The organism is Solimonas aquatica (genome assembly GCF_900111015.1).
In the GTDB taxonomy this organism is placed as follows: domain Bacteria; phylum Pseudomonadota; class Gammaproteobacteria; order Nevskiales; family Nevskiaceae; genus Solimonas; species Solimonas aquatica.
Map to the genome: position 1 here is coordinate 199774 of NZ_FOFS01000006.1, position 19793 is coordinate 219566.

The following is a 19793-nucleotide window of genomic DNA, read 5'->3' on the forward strand; positions in this document are numbered from 1 at the left end:
CTCACCCGGCGCCCTTCTTCAGCAGGCGGCGATGAAAGCCCCGGCGATATCGCATGCCGCCTGCGCCGCCGGCAGACCCAGCTGCTCATCGAGCAGGGCGCGCTTCAGGAAACGATGGCAGGCGTGCTCGGAGGTCATGCCGATGCCGCCATGCAGCTGCAGTGCCTCTTCGGCCACGCGCGCGTAGACGCTGCAAGCCAGCTGCCTGGCGGTCTTGGCGGCAAGCTCGCCATCGGGCTCGGCCAGCCGCGTCTCGTAGCGGCTCACGGTATCGGCCAGCTGCGCTTCGGCGGCGACACTGAGTGCGCAGAGATCCGCGCAGCGATGCTTGAGCGCCTGGAACAGCGCCAGCGGACGGCCGAACTGACGACGCGTCTGCAGATACTCGACCGTCATCGTCAAGGCGGCGGCGGCGCCACCCACGGCGTCGGCGGCCAGGCTCAGCTCGCGCAGGCTGCGCAGACGACGGCACAGCAGCTGCGCTGCCTCGCCCTGCGCCAGCAGCAGCGCCGGGTCCAGCGGCACGTCCTGCAACTGCGCCTCGAACAGACGCCGGCTGGGATCCCAGGTGTTGCGCGCGCGCAGGCTCAGGCCCGGCTGCCGCGTGGGCACCAGCGCCACACAGCGGTCGTCCTGGCTGCTCAGCAGCAGATGCGTGGCACGATCCGCCGACTCCAGCGCGGCGACGCCGCCGGTCAGCAGCAGACGGCTGCCGTCGCGGCGCAGGTCCAGATGCGAAGCCGCCATGGGCGCGGCCACATACTCGGCAGCAGTGAAACGTTCCAGAAAGCTCTGGCGCTGCGCGAACTCGGCATGCTGTACGGCGTCGATGGCCAGCAGCGCGCTGGCGTACGGTGCGGCGGCAAGACCACGACCCAGCTCGGTATGGAAGGCCACCGCGCCGGCCAGGCCCTGCTCCAGTCCACCGTCGTCCTCGGGCAGCGCCACCAGCAGCCAGCCGAGTTCCACCAGCAGCGGCCAGGTCTGGTTCTCATCAGCAGCCAGGCCCAGCTTGCCCAGCACCTGCCGCGCGCTATCGCGCAGCTCGTTCAACGCCTGGCTCATGAGCGTTCACCGCTCAGTTGCCAGTTGCGCGGCTCGCGCGGCATGCGCAGCAGACGCTCGGAAATGATGTTGCGCTGGACTTCATCGCTACCACCGGCGATCGACCAGTTGTAGGAGTTCATGAAGTCCACCGGCCAGTTGCCGGTTTCCTGTCCGCCGCCGCGCGTGAAGTCTTCCTGAAACTGCGCCGACAGTCCGCCGCAGCGCATGCCCAGCGACACGAACTCGCGCAACACGCGCGAGTAGTAGAGCTTGACCACGGAGGCATCGCCCGGCGCTTCCTCACCGGAAATGCGCTTGAGCAGATAGCGGTCGGCCAGCGCGCAGGCCGCGTGCACCTTGGGAATCAGCTCGCCGAGTTCGCGACGGCGCGCGCCATCGTCGATCAGGCCCTGCTCGCGCATGGTGGCGACGATGCGCGGCAGCGCGTAGCGCATGCGCTGCGTCAGCTCCACCAGCGTCAGGCCGCGCTCGGAGGACAGCGTGGACTGCGCCACCGCCCAGCCTTCACCATCGGCACCGATGCGGTTCTCCACCGGAATCTCGACATCGTCGAAGAAGATTTCCGCAAACTCGTCGTCGCCGGTGATCTGTGCGATGGGCCGCACCGAAACACCCTTGCTGCGCAGATCGAGCAGGAAGTACGACAAACCGCCCTGCGGCGGATCGGACTTGCCGCTGCGCGCCAGTAGCAGGCAGCGGTCGGCGTACTGCGCCATCGTCGACCAGGTCTTCTGGCCATTGATCACGTAGCGGTCGCCCTTGCGCTCCGCGCGGGTCTTGAGTGAAGCCAGATCCGAGCCGGCATTGGGTTCGGAAAAGCCCTGGCACCAGACCTCGCCCTTGAGGATGCGCGGCAGGTACAGCTGCTTCTGCTCCTGCGTGCCCCATTCGAGAATGGTGCAGGCGGCGTGATACAGCGAGACAAAATACAGAATCAGGCGCGGCGCGTCGGCGCGGGCCACTTCTTCATAAATGATTTTCTGCTCGGCCAGCGGGCGTCCGCCGCCGGGCCAGCCCTGCGGCCAGTGCGGCGTGGCGTAGCCGGCGGCCGCCAGCTTGTAGAACCATTCGCGCTGTGCGCGCACGAAAGCTTCCTGATCGCAGCCGGTCATGGCCTTGCGCCACTGGCGCGGCAGATGCTCGTGCAGCCAGGAGCGGACCTCCATGCGCAGCGCGTCCGCGGTGTTGTCAGGCTTCATCCCTGTCTCCGTGTTCTGCTCAGCCACCGGACGGCGGCGCGGCCTCGACCAGCACCTCGATCCAATCTTCGACAATGCGCAGCGGATACGTCACCACCGGCTCGGTGGCGGGCAGATTCATGGCCTTGCCGGTGGCGAGTTCGAAGCGCGCACCGTGGAAAGGACAGGCGATCCAGCCCTGCCCCAGGCGCCCGCGCTCCAGCGGCCGCTCGGCGTGCGAGCAACGGTTGGCAATGGCGTAGAAGTTGTTGTTGACATGGCAGATCACGATCGCCTTGCCTTCCACCTCCACCACCTTCCTGCCACCCGAGGGAATCTCGGTGCTCTTCACCACACGCGCGTAGGAACTCGACACGATTGCTGACCCGTTTTGCGGATGATCTGCGCTGAAGCAGTATGGGAGGAAAGCCGGCGGCAAGAATTGATGTCCGGCGACAAGTCGCTGGCCTCAGACTCTTCCGGCATTTTTCGTCCCTGGCCGACACCGCACGCAGGCGGCCTGCTCAGCACTCAAACAACGGACGGGCACCGCAGCCTCGGCAGCATTGCGCATCGGCTGCGGCGTCCGCCGCAACACACTTCTGAAAACTTCAGGCCTTGCGGCCGACGTACTTGTCCACCGTCTGCTCGAAGTGACGGATGCGGATTTCCTGGTAGTTGCCCAGGGTGAGACCGTTCTTGGCGCTGGCTTCCAGACCTTCCTGCTGCAGCACCAGATTGTCGGTGTCCTGATCGAGAATGCCGCCGAAGCCCGGGTCCATGCCCGCCGCTTCCTTGAAGGACTGATGGTCTTCCAGACGGATCGCCTCGGCCGGCATCGGACGGCTGCCGTCCACCGGCACCGGACGCAGGAACAGCACCTCGTAAAGGCATTTGCGATGATCGCGCGGGTCCGGACGGAAGCGGTAGACCATCGGCAGCGAGATGCCGGGGAACAGGAAGGTGTTGGGGAACACCGTGTACGAGAAGCAGTCCAGCAGCTCCGAATCCGAAACCTTGGACAGGTCGGTGTTGGTGGCCTTCTCGAACATGCCGCGGAACATCTCGGCCATCACCGCGCGCGCGCTGCCGCCGTCCTTGACCGTGAGCTTGGTGTCGCCCAGGGCGCTGCTGTCGCCGAGCGTGAACTGGTTGAGGATGTCCTGCTCGCTGATCTTGCCGTACAGATGCGGGCTGACCACGCCCAGCGTGGAGATGAAGCGGTCCACGTGCTCGCCGTAGACGTCGTACTGCGAGTTGGCATCGCCATTGGACGGCGCCACCTGCGGGTGCGTCTCGATGACGTGATACGCCTCCTGGAAGGCCTCGATGGCGAGCTTCCAGTTGCAGGGCAGACGCTTGGCGACGTGCAGGTACACGTAGCGGTTTTCCAGCTTCCAGGCCTTGATGTGCGCCAGCGCCTCGGGGCCCAGGTACTCGGCCAGGCTTGGCGCCTTGGCGTCCATGTTGATGAACACGAAGCCGCCCAGGGTTTCCACGCGCGCCTGCGGCAGCGCGAAGTCCTTGGACTTCACATGCGGGAAGTCCCAGTGGCAGACGGTTTCCTTGTGCGAGCCGTCGAGGTTCCAGCTCCAGCCGTGGAAGCTGCAGCGGAATTCATCGGTGCTGCCCTCGGTGCCCGAGGCGCGCAGCTTGGTGCCGCGATGCAGACAGGCGTTGTAGTAGGCGCGGATCTCGGTGTCGGTGACGCGGGTGATGATGAAGGAGTACGGCCCCAGGTCGTAGACGTGGTAGTCGCCGACATTGGGGATGTGCTCTTCGCGGCAGGCGAACTGCCAGGTCTTCTTCCACAGCGTCTCGAACTCCAGCTTGGCGAACGCCGGATCGATGTAGCGGTTCTTGGGAATGTCCGCGTCGCCGAGGAACTGGTAGGACTCGGAACGGACCCAGCCGGGCGCCGTCACCTTGTCGGCGGCGATGATGTCCTGGGTGCTCGGCGCGCCCGGGCAGCGGGCCTGGCCTTTGTCGAGAGTGTCGGTGCTCATGGGCGTTTCTCCAGCTCGATTCGTATGCTTGAAAGTCTTGCGGGGCCGCGCGTGCTCAGCGAGCGCTGCCCTGGTTCTTGTACAGCTGGCCGTCCTTCATGATCAGCGGCATGCGCTCGGGCTTGAGCAGGATCGACAGATCGCTGAGCGGATCGCCGTCGATCAGCAGCAGGTCGGCCAGATAGCCGTCCTTGATCAGGCCCAGCCGGTCTTCGCCGCGGCTCATCGCCAGACCGCCGTTGTAGGTGGCGCAGCGCAGGGCTTCGGCCGGGGTGTAGCCGTAGTAGTCCACGAAGAACTGCAGATCGCGGGCATTGGTGCCGTTCTTGCTCCAGGCAAAGCCGTAGTCACCGCCGATCAGATGCCGGATGCCGCGCTTGCGCAGCGCCGTGTGGGTCTGCACCGAGGCTTCCAGCAGCGCCGGAATGCCCATGTAGCCGCCGACTTCGGCCGTGAGGCCGATGGCCGCCGCCTCGTTCTTGACGATGGTGTGGAACAGGCTGACCGTGGGCACCACGAACACGCGGTCCTTGGCTTCCTCGAACAGGTCGAGGGTTTTCTCGTCGCTGTACTCGCAGTGGAACAGCATATCGACGCCGGCCTTGAGGCAGGCCTGGGTGCCGGCGATGCTGCGTGTGTGCGCGTTGACCTTGCGTCCGTAGGCGTGCGCGGTTTCCACGGCCATGAGGATCTCCTCATAGGCCATCGGCGTGGTGTGGGCCGGCGTGTTGGGATAGAAGGGATCGCCGGAGACGTCGAGCTTGATGTTGTCGCAGCCTTCGCGGCAGCACAGGCGCACGGCCTTGCGCATCTCTTCCGGGCCGTCGACGATGATCGAAGGCCCCTTGCGCGGATTGTGCAGCTTGCTCTCGTCGCCCATGCCGCCGGTGACGGAAATCTCCAGCGAGCCGGCGCGGATGCGCGGACCCGGCAGGCGGCCGGCGTCCACTTCATTGCGCACCGCCACGCCCAGGCGCAGCTTGGCTTCCGAAGCGCCCCAGGCGCTGGTGAAGCCGGCATCGAGCAGGGACTTGGCGACGCGCGCGGTGAGCAGGGTGTGCTCTTCCGGCGGCGGCGTGATGAGGTCTTCGGTGGCGGTGACCGCTTCGAAGGACAGATGCGCGTGACCCTCGGTCATGCCCGGCATGAGGAACTTGTTCCTGCCGTCGATCAGTTGCGCGCCCTCGGCATTGAGGCGGCTGCGCGACACGGTGCGGATGCGATTGCCTTCGACCAGCACATCGGCTTCGAAGGGCGCAGCGCCGCTACCGTCGAAGACGCGGGCTTGGGAAATCAGAATTTTCGACATGGGAGCAGGCTCCTCCAGTTCTTTCGCTGGCGATGACCGGAATTATGCCCAGCGCTCCCGCGCCCCCGAATGACCACACAGGCATGCCATCTTGCCTCCCCTGGCTAGGGCCTTCTGCCTCGCGAAGGCGGCTGGCTAGACTCCGGGCTGATTCTGTAACTCGATGATTTTCATCCCGGCGGAGGAGAAAAATATGATCAGAGGCATTCATCACGTCGCCATCCACGTGCGCGACATGAACAAGATGGTGAAGTTCTACAGGGAAGCCTTCGGCTTCGAAGTGGTGGGCGAACCCTTCGAATGGGAGAACAGCGAGTTCATCGACAAGATCGTCGATGTGCCGGGCTCGGCGGCGCGGGGCGCCATGCTGCGCGCCGGCACCTGCTACCTGGAGATGTTCCAGTACAAGGCGCCGGCGCCGGATGTCACCAGGCCGCTGAATCCCTACGACAAGGGCTATACGCATTTTTGCGTGGACGCCACCGACATCGAACACGAGTACACCCGGCTCAAGGGCCTGGGCATGAGTTTCAGCCAGCCGGCGCCGATCGACGTGGGCCATGTGAAGTCGATCTACGGCCGCGATCCGGAAGGCAATCTGATCGAAGTGCAGCAGACCGCGCCGCACTGCGAGTTCGGCATGGAAAAGCTGCCGCCGCGCGCACGCTGAACAAGGCGCTTCAGGCCGGCGCCGCACCAGGACCAGACCGGCTCGGCTGCCCGAGCCGGTCTTCTGCGTTTGTCTGCACCGGACAGCGGTTTTGATCGCACCCCCAGCGCGCGATCTGCGCGCCGGCACGCGTGGCAGACTGTCCAGCGCTCGCTTTTCCGGCGAGGCCGGAGGCTCGTGTCCACCGGCTCCATTTCTGTACAGCGATTTTCCCGATGACCAAGTCCGTAACCACCCTCGACGACAAATACCTGCAGGCCGGCGGACGGGTCTTCATGAATTCCAACCAGGCGCTGGTGCGTCTGCCCCTGGATCAGGCACGCCGCGACCGCGCCGCCGGCCTGAAAACTGCCGGCTACATCTCCGGCTACCGCGGCTCGCCGCTGGGCGTGTACGACTCCAATCTCTGGGGCGCACAGAAGCTGCTGGACGAGCACAACATCCGCTTCCGCGCCGGCCTCAATGAAGAACTGGCGGTGAGCGCCATCCGCGGCACGCAGGAACTGCAGTGGTTCGGCAAGTCCGAATTCGAAGGCGTGTTCGGCCTCTGGTACGGCAAGGGCATCGGCGTGGACCGCGCCTGCGAATCGCTCAAGCTCGGCAACTTCGAAGGCGCTTCGGCCAAGGGCGGCTTCCTGGCGGTGGCCGGCGACGATCACGGCGGCAAGTCCTCGGACAGCGCGCATCAGTCCGAGCACACCCTGATTGCCGCGATGCTGCCGGTGCTGTATCCGGCGACCATCGGCGAGATCATCGAGTTCGGCCTGTTGGGCTGGGCGATGTCGCGCTACAGCGGCTGCTACGTGGGTCTGAAGACCATCACCGACACCCTGGACCTCTCGGGCACGGTGGAACTGCCGGACCCTTACCGCCGCTACGTGAATCCCGCCGACATCGAACTGCCGCCGGAAGGTTTGAACCTGCGTCCGAATCTGCCGCCGCTGGTGGAAGAGGACTGGCTGGTCAACAAGCGCCTGCCGGCCGCCACCGCGTTCGCGCGCGCCAACGGCATCGACCGCACGATCTTCGACGGCGAGCGCCGCACGCTGAGCATCATCAGCGCCGGCAAGGCTTATCTCGACGTGCGCCAGGCACTCTCCGACCTGGGCCTGGATGAAGACACCTGCGCGCGTCTGGGCCTGCGCCTGCACAAGCCCGGCCTGATCTGGCCCATGGACCCGCAGGGCATCCGCAACTTCGCGCGCGGCAGCCAGGCGGTGCTGGTGATCGAAGAAAAGCGTCCGGTGATGGAAGACCAGATCGCGCGCGCGCTGTACACGCTCGATGCCGCCGAGCGCCCGGCCCTGGCCGGCAAGCAGGACCTGCAGGGCGCGCCGCTGCTGTCCAGCGTCGGCGAGCTGAGCGTGCCGCAGGCGCGTCGCGCCATCGCCACCCTGCTCGATCAGCTGGGCCTGCACGACGCGCGCGTGGCCGCGCAGCTGGCGCAGTATCGCGAGCTGGAGTCGCGCGCGCTGAGCCTGGGCTCCGGCACCGTGCGCCCCGCCTATTTCTGCTCGGGCTGCCCGCACAACACCAGCACGCGTCTGCCGGAAGGCTCGCGCGCCATGGGCGGCATCGGTTGCCACGGCCTGGCCGCCGTGGTCATGGATCGCCAGACCATGCAGTTCATGCCCATGGGTCATGAGGGCTCGCCCTGGGTCTCGGTGAGCCAGTTCGTCGACACCCCGCACATGTTCCAGAACATGGGCGACGGCACCTACTCGCATTCCGGCGTGCTGGCGATCCGCGCCTCGGTCGCGGCCAAGGCCAATATCACCTACAAGGTGCTGTACAACGATGCCGTGGCCATGACCGGCGGCCAGCCGGTGGAGCAGAGCATCACGCCGGTGGACATGGTGCGCCAGCTGCTCTCCGAGGGCGTGCGGCCGGTGTACCTGGTCTCCGATCATCCGGAGCAGTACGACCAGCGCCAGATGCCGGCCAACTCCGGCCTGCGCCATCGCGACGAACTCGATGCCCTGCAGCGCGAGCTGCGCGAACTCAAGGGCGTGTCCGGCATCGTCTACGAACAGACCTGCGCCACCGAGAAACGCCGCCGCCGCAAGCGCGGCCTGACGGCCGATCCCGATCAGCGCATCTTCATCAATCCGGATGTCTGCGAAGGCTGCGGCGACTGCTCGGTGCAGTCCAACTGCATCAGCATCGAACCGCTGGAAACCGAGTTCGGCCGCAAGCGCAAGATCGACCAGTCCACCTGCAACAAGGACTACAGCTGCATCAAGGGCTTCTGCCCTTCGTTCGTGAGCGTCACGGGCGCCAAGATCGTGGCGCGCAGCAGCGGCGATCCGCAGCGGCTGCAGGCGCTGATCGCGGCGCTGCCGGCGCCGCCGCTCGCGGCCATGGACGCGCGCGGCTACAACATCCTGGTCGGCGGCATCGGCGGCACCGGCGTGCTGACCATCGGCGCGCTGCTGGGCATGGCCGCGCACCTCGACCACAAGGGCTGCACGGTGCTGGACATGACCGGCATGGCGCAGAAGGGCGGCGCGGTGACCAGCCATATCCGCCTCGGCCCCACGCCGGCCGGCATCTACACCTCGCGACTGTCGGAAGGCATGACCGATCTGATGCTCGCCTGCGACCTGATCGTCGGCTCCGGCGCCGGCGTGCTCAAGACCATCAAGCCCGGCCACACGGCGGCGATCCTCAACCGCGACGTCGCGCCCACCGGCGATTTCCAGTCGAACAAGAACATCGATCTGGGCGAAGCCAGGATGCGCAGCGCGATCATGGCCGCCATCGACGGCGGCCCGGTGTTCGAGGTGCATGCCAGCCGGCTCGCCACCCAGCTCACCGGCGACAGCATCGGCACCAATGTCTTCATGCTCGGCTATGCCGCGCAAAAAGGCCTGCTGCCGCTGTCCGTGCCGGCGATCCAGGAAGCGATCCGCCTCAACGGCACGTTCGTGGAAGGCAATCTGCGCACCTTCGCGCTGGGCCGGCTCGCCGCGCACGATCCCGAGGCCCTGGCCGCAGAACTGCAGAGCAGCGCCGAACAGATCGTGCCGCTGGAAACCGTGGACGATGTGCTGGCCAGCCGCATGCGTCTGCTCACGGCTTATCAGAACGCGCCGTACGCGCAGCGCTACCACGACTTCATCAGCCGCGTGCGCCAGCGCGTGGCCGCGCTCAAGCTGCCCGAAGGCGAGCGCTTCGTGCGCGAGGTGGCGCTGACCCTGGCGCGGCTGATGGCCTACAAGGACGAGTACGAGGTGGCGCGCCTGTACACCGACGGCACCTTCATGCGCCGCATCCACGCGCAGTTCGGCGGCGACTTCAAGCTGGACTTCCATCTCGCTCCGCCCATGCTGCCGGGCCACGACGCTTCCGGCCGCCCGAAGAAGCGCCGCTTCGGCGGCTGGTGGACGTATCCGCTGTTCCGTCTGCTGGCGCCGCTGAAGGTGCTGCGCGGCACGCCCTTCGATCCCATCGGCTACTTCCCGGAGCGGCGCCTGGAGCGCCAGCTGATCGAGCGCTACCGCGCGCTGATCGAACAAGTGCTCGCCAAGCTCGACGCCGCGCGCCTGCCGGCGGCCATCGAACTGGCGCGCGCCGCCAGCGAGATCCGCGGCTACGGTCCGGTGAAGCTGGCCGCCCTGGCCGCCTACGAGACGCGCCTGCAGACGCTGCTCGCGGCCTTCGAACAGCCCACCGCGCCACCGCACTACCGCGCCGCCTGAGGCGGCGCTGCCAGGCGCCGCCCCGCAATCTTCACCGACTCATCTTCTTCAAGGATCAGAGCATGCAACTCAAGGACATCGCCGCCGTGATCACCGGCGGCAGCTCGGGCCTCGGCGCCGCCACCGCGGAACTGCTGGCCAGCCAGGGCGCGCGCGTCACCCTCTTCGACATGAACGAGGAGGCCGGCCAGGCGCAGGCGGCCCGGATCGGCGGCCTGTTCAAGAAGGTGAATGTCACCGATGCCGCCAGCGTCGCCGAGGCCCTCGACGCCGCGCAGGAAAAGCATGGCGTGGCGCGTGTGCTGGTGAACTGCGCCGGCATCGTGATCGGCGCCAGGACCGTGGGTCGTGAAGCCACGCCGCATCCGCTCGATCAGTTCCGCAAGGTGATCGAGGTGAACCTGATCGGCAGCTTCAACTGCATCGCGCAGTTCGCGGCGCGCCTGTCCAGGGCCGAGCCCCTGGGCGAGGAGCGCGGCGTGATCGTCAACACCGCCAGCGTCGCCGCCTTCGACGGCCAGATCGGCCAGGCCGCCTACGCCGCCTCCAAGGGCGGCGTGGTGGGCATGACCCTGCCCATCGCCCGCGATCTGGCGCAGTCCGGCATCCGCGTGGTGACCATCGCGCCCGGCATCTTCTGGACGCCGATGATGGCCGGCATGCCCAAGGACGTGCAGGACTCGCTGGGCAAGCAGGTGCCCTTCCCCTCGCGTCTGGGCAAGCCCGAGGAATACGCGCAGATGGTGCAGAGCATCGTGAACAACCCCATGCTCAACGGCGAAACCATACGTTTGGATGGCGCCATCCGCATGCCGCCGCGCTGAACTGCGCCGCACTTTTCTGCCAGGACTTTAAGCAGCCATGACTCTGAAGACCCGCTTCACCGAACTGGTCGGTATCGAATATCCCATCGTGCAGGGCGGCATGATGTGGGTGGGCCGCGCCGAACTCGCCGCCGCCGTCTCCAATGCCGGCGGCCTGGGCATTCTCACCGCGCTGACCCAGCCTTCGCCGGACGCGCTGCGCGCCGAGATCGAGCGCTGCCGCAAGATGACCGGCAAGCCCTTCGGCGTGAACCTCACCATCCTGCCCTCGGTGAATCCGCCGCCCTACGCCGAATACCGCAAGGCGATCATCGACAGCGGCATCAAGGTGGTGGAAACCGCCGGCCACAATCCGCGCGAACACATCGAAGACTTCAAGTCGCACGGCATCAAGGTCGTGCACAAGTGCACGGCGGTGCGTCATGCGCTTTCCGCCGAGCGCCTGGGCGTGGACGCGATTTCCATCGACGGCTTCGAATGCGCCGGCCATCCCGGTGAGGACGACATCCCGGGCCTGATCCTGATTCCGGCCGCCGCCGACAAGGTGAAGATTCCGATGATCGCCTCCGGCGGCTTCGGCGACGGTCGCGGCCTGGTGGCCGCGCTGGCCCTGGGCGCCGAAGGCATCAACATGGGCACGCGCTTCTGCGCCACCGTGGAAGCGCCGATCCACGACAAGGTCAAGCAGCTGCTGGTGGCCAATGACGAGCGCGGCACCAATCTGATTTTCCGCTCGCTGAAGAACACCGCGCGCGTGGGCAAGAACAGCGTCTCCGACAAGGTCGTGGAGCTGCTCAAGAAGCCCGAGGCCAAGTTCGAAGACGTGGCCCATCTGGTCAAGGGCGCACAGGGCCGCGTGGCCCTGGAGACCGGCGATGTCGATGCCGGCCTGATCTGGGCCGGCCAGGTGCAGGGCCTGATTCACGACATCCCCACCTGCGCCGAGCTGATTTCGCGCATCGTAAACGAGGCCCGCACCATCATCGGCAAGCGTCTGCCGGGCTTCCTGGCCTGAACGCTTGCGGGTGGCGATGCGCCACCTGCCGTATCAGCGCCGGACGCCGCTGCGTCCGGCGCCTTGTTTTTGGCGCCCGCAATGAGACGCCGTTCAAATGGCGCAAAGCGACGCGCCGTTTTGCGTGATCCCCGTCGCTAACATGGGACGATGCCCCATGCTGACCCGATCTCCCTCGCCACAGGCTGCTTCTTCCTGACAGTTGCGCTGCTGCAGCGGCCCGAGCCCTCGCTGCTCATGCATATCGACACGCTGCGCGAAGCCCTGGTGCGGGCGCGGGATGTCGGGGTCTACCACGTCGAAGCCATTGCCGTGCTGCCCGACCATCTGCATGGCCTGTTCTCGCTGCCGCCCGATGCGGAAGCGGCCGAGGCACGCTGGCAGCGCATCAAGGCCGCCATCCTGCAGGGCCTGCCCGGCGATGCCGATCCGCGCCGGCCCAGCGCCATCTGCCAGTACCAGCTGCGTGAGCACGCGATCCGCGACCCCAGTGATTTCCAGCGCCTGATCGACTACATCCACTTCAATCCGGTCAAGCACGCGCTGGCCGCGCGCGCCGCCGACTGGCCGCATTCCACCTTCAAGCTGCACCTGGCGCGCGGCGCCTACAGCGCCGACTGGCAGGCCTGCGCGCAGGTGCGCGCGATGAATCTGGAGTGAGCCGGCCGGCTCAACGCCAGTTGGCGTTGCACTCCCAGAATGCCACGCTGCGCCGGTAAGCCTCGCGATCCAGGGCCACGCCGGAGCCGCCTTCTTCCACGCCCAGGGCATTGCGCAGCATGGTGATCGGCGCCATCGGAATCTCTTCCGGCTCGGCGGTGTACAAGCAGCCGACCACGCCCCAGTCGGCCTTGATCTTCTCGCCCTCTTTCGCCAGCTGCTCGCGGCTGTAGAGGATGGCGATCAGGTAACGGGCCACCGGCGCCTGCACGCCCTCGAACCAGCGCACCAGCACCGGCAGCTCGGCGGGATTGCGCGCCTCGTAGGCGCTGCGCAGCAGATGGCGGTTGTCCGCGGTGATCGGCACCGTGAGGCAGCGCGTGGTGGTCCAGTTGCGATGCACCTGCAGCTTGCAGAACGGCGCATAGCCGTCGAGCACTTTCAGCGGCGCCTGCGTGTTGAGATGGCGCTCGAATTCTTCCGCGCTGCAATCCTGGATGGTGTTGGCACGCGGCTGCTTGGGAAACAGCCGGCCGCGGGCAAAGGGCGTGAGAACGATGGACACGGTTGCGAAGCGATGAGCAAAAGGGCCGCTACGCTAACACTTCCCGCGCCGGCTTCGTCAGGCCTGCAGGCGCGGCCCGCAGACCTCGTAGACCGAGGCAATCACGCCGGCGGTGTCGATGGCCTCGCTCATCTGCAGGCCGCCGCCGGCGGCCGCATCGCGCAGCTGCTGCAGCAGGCCCGGCAGATCCTCGGTTTCCAGCTCGTAGATTGCGGCGTAGGGATGCGCGGAGGCCTCGACCAGATTGTGTGCCAGACGCAGGCGCTGCGCGGCGACGAAGCCGGGCAGGCGCAGCACCTCGGGCAGATGCACTTGCTGGTACCAGTGGTTGTACTCGGCTTCGCGACCGGGCACCGGTGCGCTCAGCACCACCATCCTGTATTGCGCCATCTTGCGCTCCTCTTCAATGCTGCTGCGGCCGCGCGCCGCGCTGAAATGCGCCCAGCACCGCGCCGAAGTCGCGGCTCTGCCAGAGATGCAGCAGGGTGCTGAGCATGCGCAGCTGCGTGCGCGGCGCCTCCTGCCGCAGCAAGCGCGCATCCTGCGGACCTTGCAGCGCGCCCAGTTCCGGCAGCAGGGCTTTCAGATAGGCCGGCGCATCGAGCAGCCAGTTCATGCCCATGAAGGCGGCGTACAGATACAGCGGCTGGCGCAGCGCGGCGAGCGTGAGCCGCGCCCCGCCGCTGCGCGCGTACTCGTCCACGAAAGTCTCCAGCAGCTCGTCCTCGTGCGCGTCCCAGAACGCCGGCGGCGCGGCGCTGAGCGCGCCCCACAGCGCCATGGCCAGATGCATCCGCCCGACGCAGCCCCAGTCCATGAGGCCGCAGTGCAGCGCGCCGTGCTCGCGCCAGAACCAGGCATTGTCGATGTTGGCGTTCCAGTGGCAGAGCGCGATGGCCGGCGCATCGTCCTGCAGGGCCTTCTTGATCGCGCCTTCCGCGGCGGCGAACTGCGCCACTTCCTCGCGCAGGCGCGCGATGAAGGCCGGCGCGCGGATGTTCTGGGCCAGCAGCTGCGGACCGTCCTGCGCGAACTGCGCATAACGGTCCACGCGCCGCTGCAGCTGCGCGGCGCCGTAGGGCGCGCGCTCGCCCACCGAGAGCCGCGCCGGGTCGAAGGCAAACTCCCGGTTCACACGGGCTGGCAGCAGCCCGGCCTGCTGGGTGCCGGCCAGGCGCGCCAGGGCGACGAGGATGGCGCGGTAATGCGCCAGCGGCTCCGGCAACTGCTCGTCGAGACACTTCTGATACTGCGGCTCGATGCCCTGCGCGCCAAAGGCGATGCGCTGCGTGATCAGGATGCCGCTGCCGGAGGCCTGATGAAAATCCGCGAAGTGACAGACCGGCACCGCAATCGGAAACGCCGGTGCGCGCGACAGCTGCGCCAGACGCACTTCCGCTGCCATCTGGCTGCGGCCCTGATCGCGGATGGGATCGTCGAAGTCGCGCGAGAACTTCACGAACAGCGCCTCGTGCAAGCCCGGCTCGGGGCGCGCATAACGCAGCGCCAGCAGAAGCTTGCGGCCGGTGCTGCCGCCGGCACATTCCTGACACTGCGTGATTTCGCGCACGGCGTTGTCGGCAGCCAGCACGCCGCTGAGCTGGAAGGCGCGCGTGAGAAACGCCGCACCGGCTTCACGCAGGGTCTGCGCATCGGCGGGAAACTCCAGCCACAGCGCGTCGCCGCGAAACCAGGCACTCATGCGCGCCTCAGGCCTGCGGCGGCGGCTGCATCTCGACCAGCAGGCGCGTAAGCTTGAGCGCCGCGATGCGCCACTGCCCTTCGCGACGCACCCAGCGCTCGTGATAGTGACCGTAGCCGCTCATGCCCGCGCCATTGGCGAAGATCAGACGGTCCTGCAGCGCCCAGATCGCGCGCGCCTCGTCGCCCTCGATCTCGATTTCCGGCGCGTGGACCTGATGCACGGTGCGCGCCGATTCGATGGAAGCCCGCACCCGCGCCAGCGCCGCCTCGCGGCCCTGAATCACGGGAATGCCGGTGCCTTCGCTGATGTCGAGCTGATAGTCCTCGGTGAGCAGCGCCGCATAGGCCGGCCAGTTCTTGCTGTCCAGGTAACGGCACATGCGCGCCTTGGCTTCGCACAGCGCAAGATAGTCCCGCTGACGCTGCAGCTCGTTCATCGGCTCATGCTCCTGAGGTTGATGGGGTTCAGCTCAGCGACCAGCCGCCATCCACGGCCAGCACCTGATTGCTCACGCGCCCTGCGGCGGGCGTGGCGAAGTACAGCACCGCCGCGCCGATGTCGCTCGGCTCGCAGCGGCCCAGCGGCGGCGCGCGCCGCGCCGGACCTTCGGCGGGCGGGCCCTTGGCGGCGATGGCGCCGGGCGTGATCACGCCGCCGGGCAGCACGGTGTTGACGGTGATGGCGTGCTCGGCGAGATCCAGGGCCAGGGCGCGCGACAGGCCCAGCAGCGCGGCCTTGGAACTGGTGTAGGCGCTGCTGCCCTTGACGATGCTGCCGATCACCGCTGCCGAGGCGATGTTGACGATGCGTCCGCCCTGCCCCTGCGCCACCATCGCGCGCGCGATCTCGCGGCTGAGCAGGAACGGCCCGCGCGTGTTGACCGCCAGCATGCGGTCCCAGTGTTCGGCGCTGGTTTCGAACAAGGCGGCGCGATCCTGCAGCCCGGCATTGTTGACCAGCAGCCAGGGCGTGCCCTGCTCGCGCAGCAAGGTCGTGCAGGCCTGCACGATGGAAGCCTCGTCGCCCAGGTCCATGGCCAGGGCCTGCGCGGCATGTCCGGCACTGCGCAGCGCCTCGGCCTGCGCCTGCGCCTTGTGCAGATCACAGTCCGCGATCAGCACCGTGGCGCCGGCCTCGGCCAGCATCTGGGCGATGCCGGCACCGATGCCGCTGGCGGCGCCGGTGACCAGCGCGAGACGGCCCTGCAGCGCGAAGGCGCTCATCGCGCGCGCTTCAGCCCTGGCGACCGAACTGCGGCTTGCGCTTCTCGATCAGGGCCTGCACGCCCTCGCGATGATCGGGCGAGCGCTGCGCCACCGCCTCGTAGGCAATGCCGGCATCCATCACCGCCGTGGCCACGCGCTTGAGTTCCAGATTGAGCAGCACCTTGGTCCAGCGCACGGCGTTGGTGGAACCCTGGAGCAGGCGCTCGGCAAAGGCCTGCACGGCGGCATCGAGTTCGGCCAGCGGCAGGGCATGATTGATCATGCCGATCTCGGCGGCTTTTTTTGCATCGATCAGCTCGCCGGTGAGCAGGTATTCCTTGGCGCGGCACAGGCCCATGCGCTGCGGCCAGATCACCGCGCCGCCGTCGCCGGCCACCAGACCGATGGCCACATGCGGATCGCCGATCCTGGCGGTCTCGGCGGCGAAGATCACATCGCAGAACAAGGCCATGGTGGCGCCCAGGCCCACGGCATGCCCGTTCAGGCGGCAGATCAGCGGCTTGTCCAGATCCAGGATCGCAAACACGATGCGCTTGGCCAGGCGCACCTCGCTGTCGAACAGATGCGGGTTGGCGGCGTTGTGCGCGACATGGTCCAGATCGCCGCCGGCGGAGAAGGCGCGGCCGTTGCCGGTGAGCACCACCACTTCGGAATGCGGGTCCAGCGCCGCGAAGTTGAAAACCTCCGGCAACTCCTCGTGCATGCGCAGATTGACCGCGTTGAGCGCATCCGGACGGTTCAGACGGATGGTGAGCAAGCGACCCTGGCGCTCCAGCACCAGGGTCTCGTACTGCGGCAGGGACTGCGTGTTCATGTCAGGCGGCGGCGCGCACCGACGCTGCCGCCGGCGCTGCCAGCTTGCCGGCGCGACGGGCGATGTCCTCGGCGGCGACATAGCCGAAGGTCATCGCCGGGCCGATGGTGCCACCGGCACCCGGATAGCAGTTGCCGAAGGGGCTGCCGGCATTGTTGCCGGCCGCGTACAGATTCGGAATCGGCTGATTGTTCTGATCCAGCACGCGCGCGCGCGCATCGGCCTTGAGGCCGCCCTTGGTGCCGAGATCGCCGCAGTTGATCGCCACCGCGTAGTACGGTGCCTTGTCGATGCTGCCGAGGCAGGGATTGGGCTTGACGTTCCAGTCGCCGAACATCTGATCGTAAGCATTGCCGCCGCGACCGAACTCCGGATCGACGCCGGTCTTCGCGTAGCCGTTCATATTGGCCACGGTCTTTTTCAGGGTCTCGGCCGGCACGCCGATCTTGCCGGCCAGGGCCTCGATGCTGTCGGCGCGGAAGATGTAGTGATCCCACCAGTCCGGCGGAATCTTGCGATCGGGCATCAGGATGTTGGGCATGATGCCGCCGGCGGAGAATTTCTCGCGGAACGTGGCATCGAACACCAGCCAGCAGGGCATGTTGGCGCCGGTCTTGAGCTGATCGGCAACCATGGCCTTGCCGAAGTCGTCGTAGCCGGTGGCTTCGTCCACGAAACGCAGACCCAGACGATTGACCGCGACGCTGTGCGGACGGCCCACGTCGAAGGCGGCCTGATGGATTTCCTCGAAGTTGGAGGCGCTGGCCATGGGCATCTGCATGGTCGGAATCCACCAGCCCGACTCGGTGTGCTCGGTGGCGGCGCCGACCTTCAGTCCGGCAATCAGGGCCTCGCCGCGATTGGCGTCTTCCGGCGTGCTGCTGTGACGGGTCAGGCCCGGCACCGGGAAGTAGCGGTCACGCAGTTCCTGGTTCCACTCGAAACCACCGGCGGCCAGCACCACGCCGTAGCGCGCCTCGATGGTGTAGCGGCGGCCGAAGTGGCTGACCACCACACCGGAGACCTTGTTGTCGCTCAGCACCAGCTCGTCGAGCCTGGTGTCCAGACGCACTTCCACGCCCTTGGCGAACACGTGCTTGTACAGCCATCCCATCAGCGCCGCGCCCATGGTGAAGCGGCGGTCGCGCGCGGTGAGCTTGCGCGTGGCCAGATCGCTCCAGTAGCGCCAGAACATCTTGATGAAGGTCATCACCCAGCCCTTGGCACGCGTGGACAGCGAGAAGAACTGCATCACGTCCATGGTGTAACGGCCGAACACCTTGAAGCGGTTGTACTGCTCGCGCATCAGCGGGAAGTAGGCGCCCAGCTGCGGACCGTCGAAGGTATCGACGATCAGCGAACGGTCGGCGCGCGCCGAAGGCGCAGCCTGATAGTAGTCCGGCCAGGCGGCGACGCTGATCGGAATGCCCAGCGACTTCACGAACTGCGCCATCTCCGGCGCCTTGTCCAGATAAGCCTGCAGACGGTCGTTCTGCACGGGGCCGGGCATCACCGCGTTCAGATACGTCATGGTCTTTTCGCGGCTGTCGTCATTGGGCGCCAGCTGATGATTGGGCACCCAGAGCACGCCGCCGGAGGTTGCCGAGGTGCCGCCGAACTTGCGCGCCTTCTCCACCACCAGCACCGACAGACCCAGATGCGCGGCGCGCAGCGCGGCCATCGCGCCGGCCGCACCGGAGCCCACCACCACCAGGTCATAGCTTTCGTTCGTGCTCATCCACAGCCTCCTCCACGATATCGGACCAGAACCGCAGGCCGCGTCCCGATTGCGCGGCGCTTCTTCTTTCTTACAGGTTCGGCGCCACCACCAGGCGCAGACCGTCGAGTTCCTTGCGCATCTGGATCTGGCAGCACAGACGGCTGTTGTCGCGGCAGATCTCGGACACCATGTCCAGGGTCGCGGCTTCGATGTCATCGGGCTTGCCGATCACGGCCTGCCACTTTTCATCGACATAGACATGACAGGTGGCGCAGGCACAGCCGCCACCGCAGTCACCGACGATGCCGGCCACACCGTGGAAGCGACCGATCTCCATCAGCGACTGACCGGGCGTGGCGTCCTCGATCACCTTTTCCACACCGTCGTCCTGCACAAACGTAACTTTCAAACCGCTCATGACACACCTTGTGATGTTGAGAGGCTCACCGCAGCAAGCCCGAGAAACGAAAGAGTCGAACCCTCAACCAGCCAGCGCGCGGGCGCGCGCGGCCATGATTTCCTGCAGATGATTCACCGGATCGCCGGCGGTGATGCCGCCATCCACGGGCAGCACCACGCCGGTGATCTGCGCGGCACGGTCGCTGGCCAGGAACAGCACGGTCTGCGCCACGTCCTCGGGACGGCCGGCGCGCTTGAGCGGCTGATTGACGTCGAAGGCCGCGCCCACTTCCTGCTGCACGCGAGCAGCGGTTTCCGGCGACACGCCCGGCGGCGCGAACGAGGTCAGCGGCGTGCGGATATGGCCCGGCGCCAGCGCGATCACGCGGATGTTGTACTCGGCCAGATCGATGGCGATGGACTTGGACAGATGAATCACCGCCGCCTTGGTGGCGCGATAGGTGTTCAGCGCCTGCCCCGGCAGCACGCCGGCGATGGAGGCATTGTTGATGATCACGCCGCCGCCGTGCTTGGCCATGTGCCGGCCGGCGGCCTGACTGCCGATGATCACGCTGAGCAGATTGATGCCGACCACGCGCTCGAAGTCGGCGAAATCATCGTCGAGAAAGCGGGCGTGCATGGCGCCGGAGACACCGGCGTTGTTGAACAGGACGTGCAGGCCGCCGAAATGGCTGATCGCGAAGTCCACCAGCGCGCGCATGTCCTCGCGGCTGGCGACATCGGTGCGGCAGAACACCGCGCGTTCGCCCAGCTCGGCGGCCAGGGCCTCGCCTCGCGCCACGTCGATATCGGCAATCACCACGCTCGCCCCTTCGGCGATGAACAGGGCCACGGTGGCGCGGCCGATGCCGCTGGCCCCACCGGTGATGATCGCCACCTTACCTGCCAGTTCCTGAGCCACTGTCCGCCATC

At 67.0% G+C, this 19793-nt stretch carries 19 protein-coding genes; 5 read left to right on the forward strand and 14 right to left on the reverse strand.

Annotated elements, in window-relative coordinates; genetic code table 11:
• Nucleotides 1-18: 18 nt before the first annotated feature.
• The 5 genes from BMY12_RS09370 to BMY12_RS09390 form a co-directional block, all read right to left on the reverse strand.
• On the reverse strand, nt 19-1065 hold the full coding sequence (locus BMY12_RS09370; RefSeq protein WP_093285002.1) for an acyl-CoA dehydrogenase family protein: 1047 nt from the start codon (nt 1063-1065) through the stop codon (nt 19-21).
• Complete coding sequence (locus tag BMY12_RS09375) at nt 1062-2267, reverse strand: acyl-CoA dehydrogenase family protein (protein WP_093285005.1); 1206 nt, start codon at nt 2265-2267, stop codon at nt 1062-1064. Before BMY12_RS09375 ends, BMY12_RS09370 begins: the two co-directional genes overlap by 4 nt.
• 19 nt (nt 2268-2286) lie before the next feature.
• Complete coding sequence (locus BMY12_RS09380; RefSeq protein ID WP_218140142.1) at nt 2287-2622, reverse strand: Rieske (2Fe-2S) protein; 336 nt, start codon at nt 2620-2622, stop codon at nt 2287-2289.
• A 235-nt stretch (nt 2623-2857) separates the two neighbouring features.
• Nucleotides 2858-4252, reverse strand: coding sequence for an aromatic ring-hydroxylating oxygenase subunit alpha (locus BMY12_RS09385; RefSeq protein ID WP_093285008.1), 1395 nt, complete (start codon nt 4250-4252; stop codon nt 2858-2860).
• A gap of 55 nt (nt 4253-4307) precedes the next feature.
• Nucleotides 4308-5561 carry a metal-dependent hydrolase family protein gene (locus BMY12_RS09390; RefSeq protein ID WP_093285010.1) on the reverse strand — a complete coding sequence of 418 codons (1254 nt, stop codon included), beginning with the start codon at nt 5559-5561 and terminating at the stop codon, nt 4308-4310.
• A 193-nt stretch (nt 5562-5754) separates the two neighbouring features.
• Between BMY12_RS09390 and BMY12_RS09395 the strand changes: the two genes are divergently transcribed.
• From BMY12_RS09395 to BMY12_RS09415, 5 genes are all read left to right on the forward strand, one after another.
• A complete protein-coding gene (locus BMY12_RS09395; protein ID WP_093285140.1) occupies nt 5755-6231 on the forward strand; it encodes a VOC family protein in 477 nt (158 codons plus the stop codon).
• 215 nt (nt 6232-6446) lie between these two features.
• Nucleotides 6447-9932, forward strand: coding sequence for an indolepyruvate ferredoxin oxidoreductase family protein (locus tag BMY12_RS09400; protein ID WP_093285013.1), 3486 nt, complete (start codon nt 6447-6449; stop codon nt 9930-9932).
• Nucleotides 9933-9994: 62 nt separating this feature from the next.
• Nucleotides 9995-10756 carry a 3-hydroxyacyl-CoA dehydrogenase gene (locus tag BMY12_RS09405; protein WP_093285015.1) on the forward strand — a complete coding sequence of 254 codons (762 nt, stop codon included), beginning with the start codon at nt 9995-9997 and terminating at the stop codon, nt 10754-10756.
• 37 nt (nt 10757-10793) lie between these two features.
• Nucleotides 10794-11771: an NAD(P)H-dependent flavin oxidoreductase gene (locus BMY12_RS09410; protein WP_093285018.1), complete on the forward strand. Its 978-nt coding sequence runs from the start codon at nt 10794-10796 to the stop codon at nt 11769-11771.
• 150 nt (nt 11772-11921) lie between these two features.
• A complete protein-coding gene (locus BMY12_RS09415; RefSeq protein WP_093285020.1) occupies nt 11922-12431 on the forward strand; it encodes an REP-associated tyrosine transposase in 510 nt (169 codons plus the stop codon).
• Nucleotides 12432-12441: 10 nt separating this feature from the next.
• On the opposite strand, the gene BMY12_RS09420 is transcribed toward BMY12_RS09415, so the two are convergent.
• The 9 genes from BMY12_RS09420 to BMY12_RS09460 form a co-directional block, all read right to left on the reverse strand.
• Nucleotides 12442-12996, reverse strand: a complete 555-nt coding sequence (locus tag BMY12_RS09420; RefSeq protein WP_093285023.1) for a DUF3228 family protein — start codon at nt 12994-12996, stop codon at nt 12442-12444.
• A 57-nt stretch (nt 12997-13053) separates the two neighbouring features.
• Entirely contained in the window at nt 13054-13386 is a 333-nt protein-coding gene (locus tag BMY12_RS09425) for a DUF4286 family protein (protein ID WP_143068906.1), read from the reverse strand.
• Nucleotides 13387-13399: 13 nt separating this feature from the next.
• Nucleotides 13400-14698 carry a hypothetical protein gene (locus tag BMY12_RS09430; protein ID WP_093285028.1) on the reverse strand — a complete coding sequence of 433 codons (1299 nt, stop codon included), beginning with the start codon at nt 14696-14698 and terminating at the stop codon, nt 13400-13402.
• 7 nt (nt 14699-14705) lie between these two features.
• Entirely contained in the window at nt 14706-15137 is a 432-nt protein-coding gene (locus tag BMY12_RS09435) for a nuclear transport factor 2 family protein (protein WP_093285031.1), read from the reverse strand.
• A 28-nt stretch (nt 15138-15165) separates the two neighbouring features.
• Entirely contained in the window at nt 15166-15924 is a 759-nt protein-coding gene (locus BMY12_RS09440) for an SDR family NAD(P)-dependent oxidoreductase (RefSeq protein WP_093285034.1), read from the reverse strand.
• Between the two features lie 10 nt (nt 15925-15934).
• Nucleotides 15935-16741, reverse strand: a complete 807-nt coding sequence (locus BMY12_RS09445; RefSeq protein WP_093285036.1) for an enoyl-CoA hydratase/isomerase family protein — start codon at nt 16739-16741, stop codon at nt 15935-15937.
• 1 nt (nt 16742) lies between these two features.
• Nucleotides 16743-18479, reverse strand: coding sequence for an FAD-dependent oxidoreductase (locus tag BMY12_RS09450; RefSeq protein WP_093285039.1), 1737 nt, complete (start codon nt 18477-18479; stop codon nt 16743-16745).
• Nucleotides 18480-18549: 70 nt separating this feature from the next.
• Nucleotides 18550-18879 (reverse strand): 2Fe-2S iron-sulfur cluster-binding protein, encoded by a 330-nt coding sequence (locus tag BMY12_RS09455; RefSeq protein ID WP_093285041.1) that lies wholly within the window; start codon nt 18877-18879, stop codon nt 18550-18552.
• 63 nt (nt 18880-18942) lie between these two features.
• On the reverse strand, nt 18943-19782 hold the full coding sequence (locus BMY12_RS09460) for an SDR family NAD(P)-dependent oxidoreductase (protein ID WP_093285044.1): 840 nt from the start codon (nt 19780-19782) through the stop codon (nt 18943-18945).
• Nucleotides 19783-19793 lie beyond the last annotated feature (11 nt).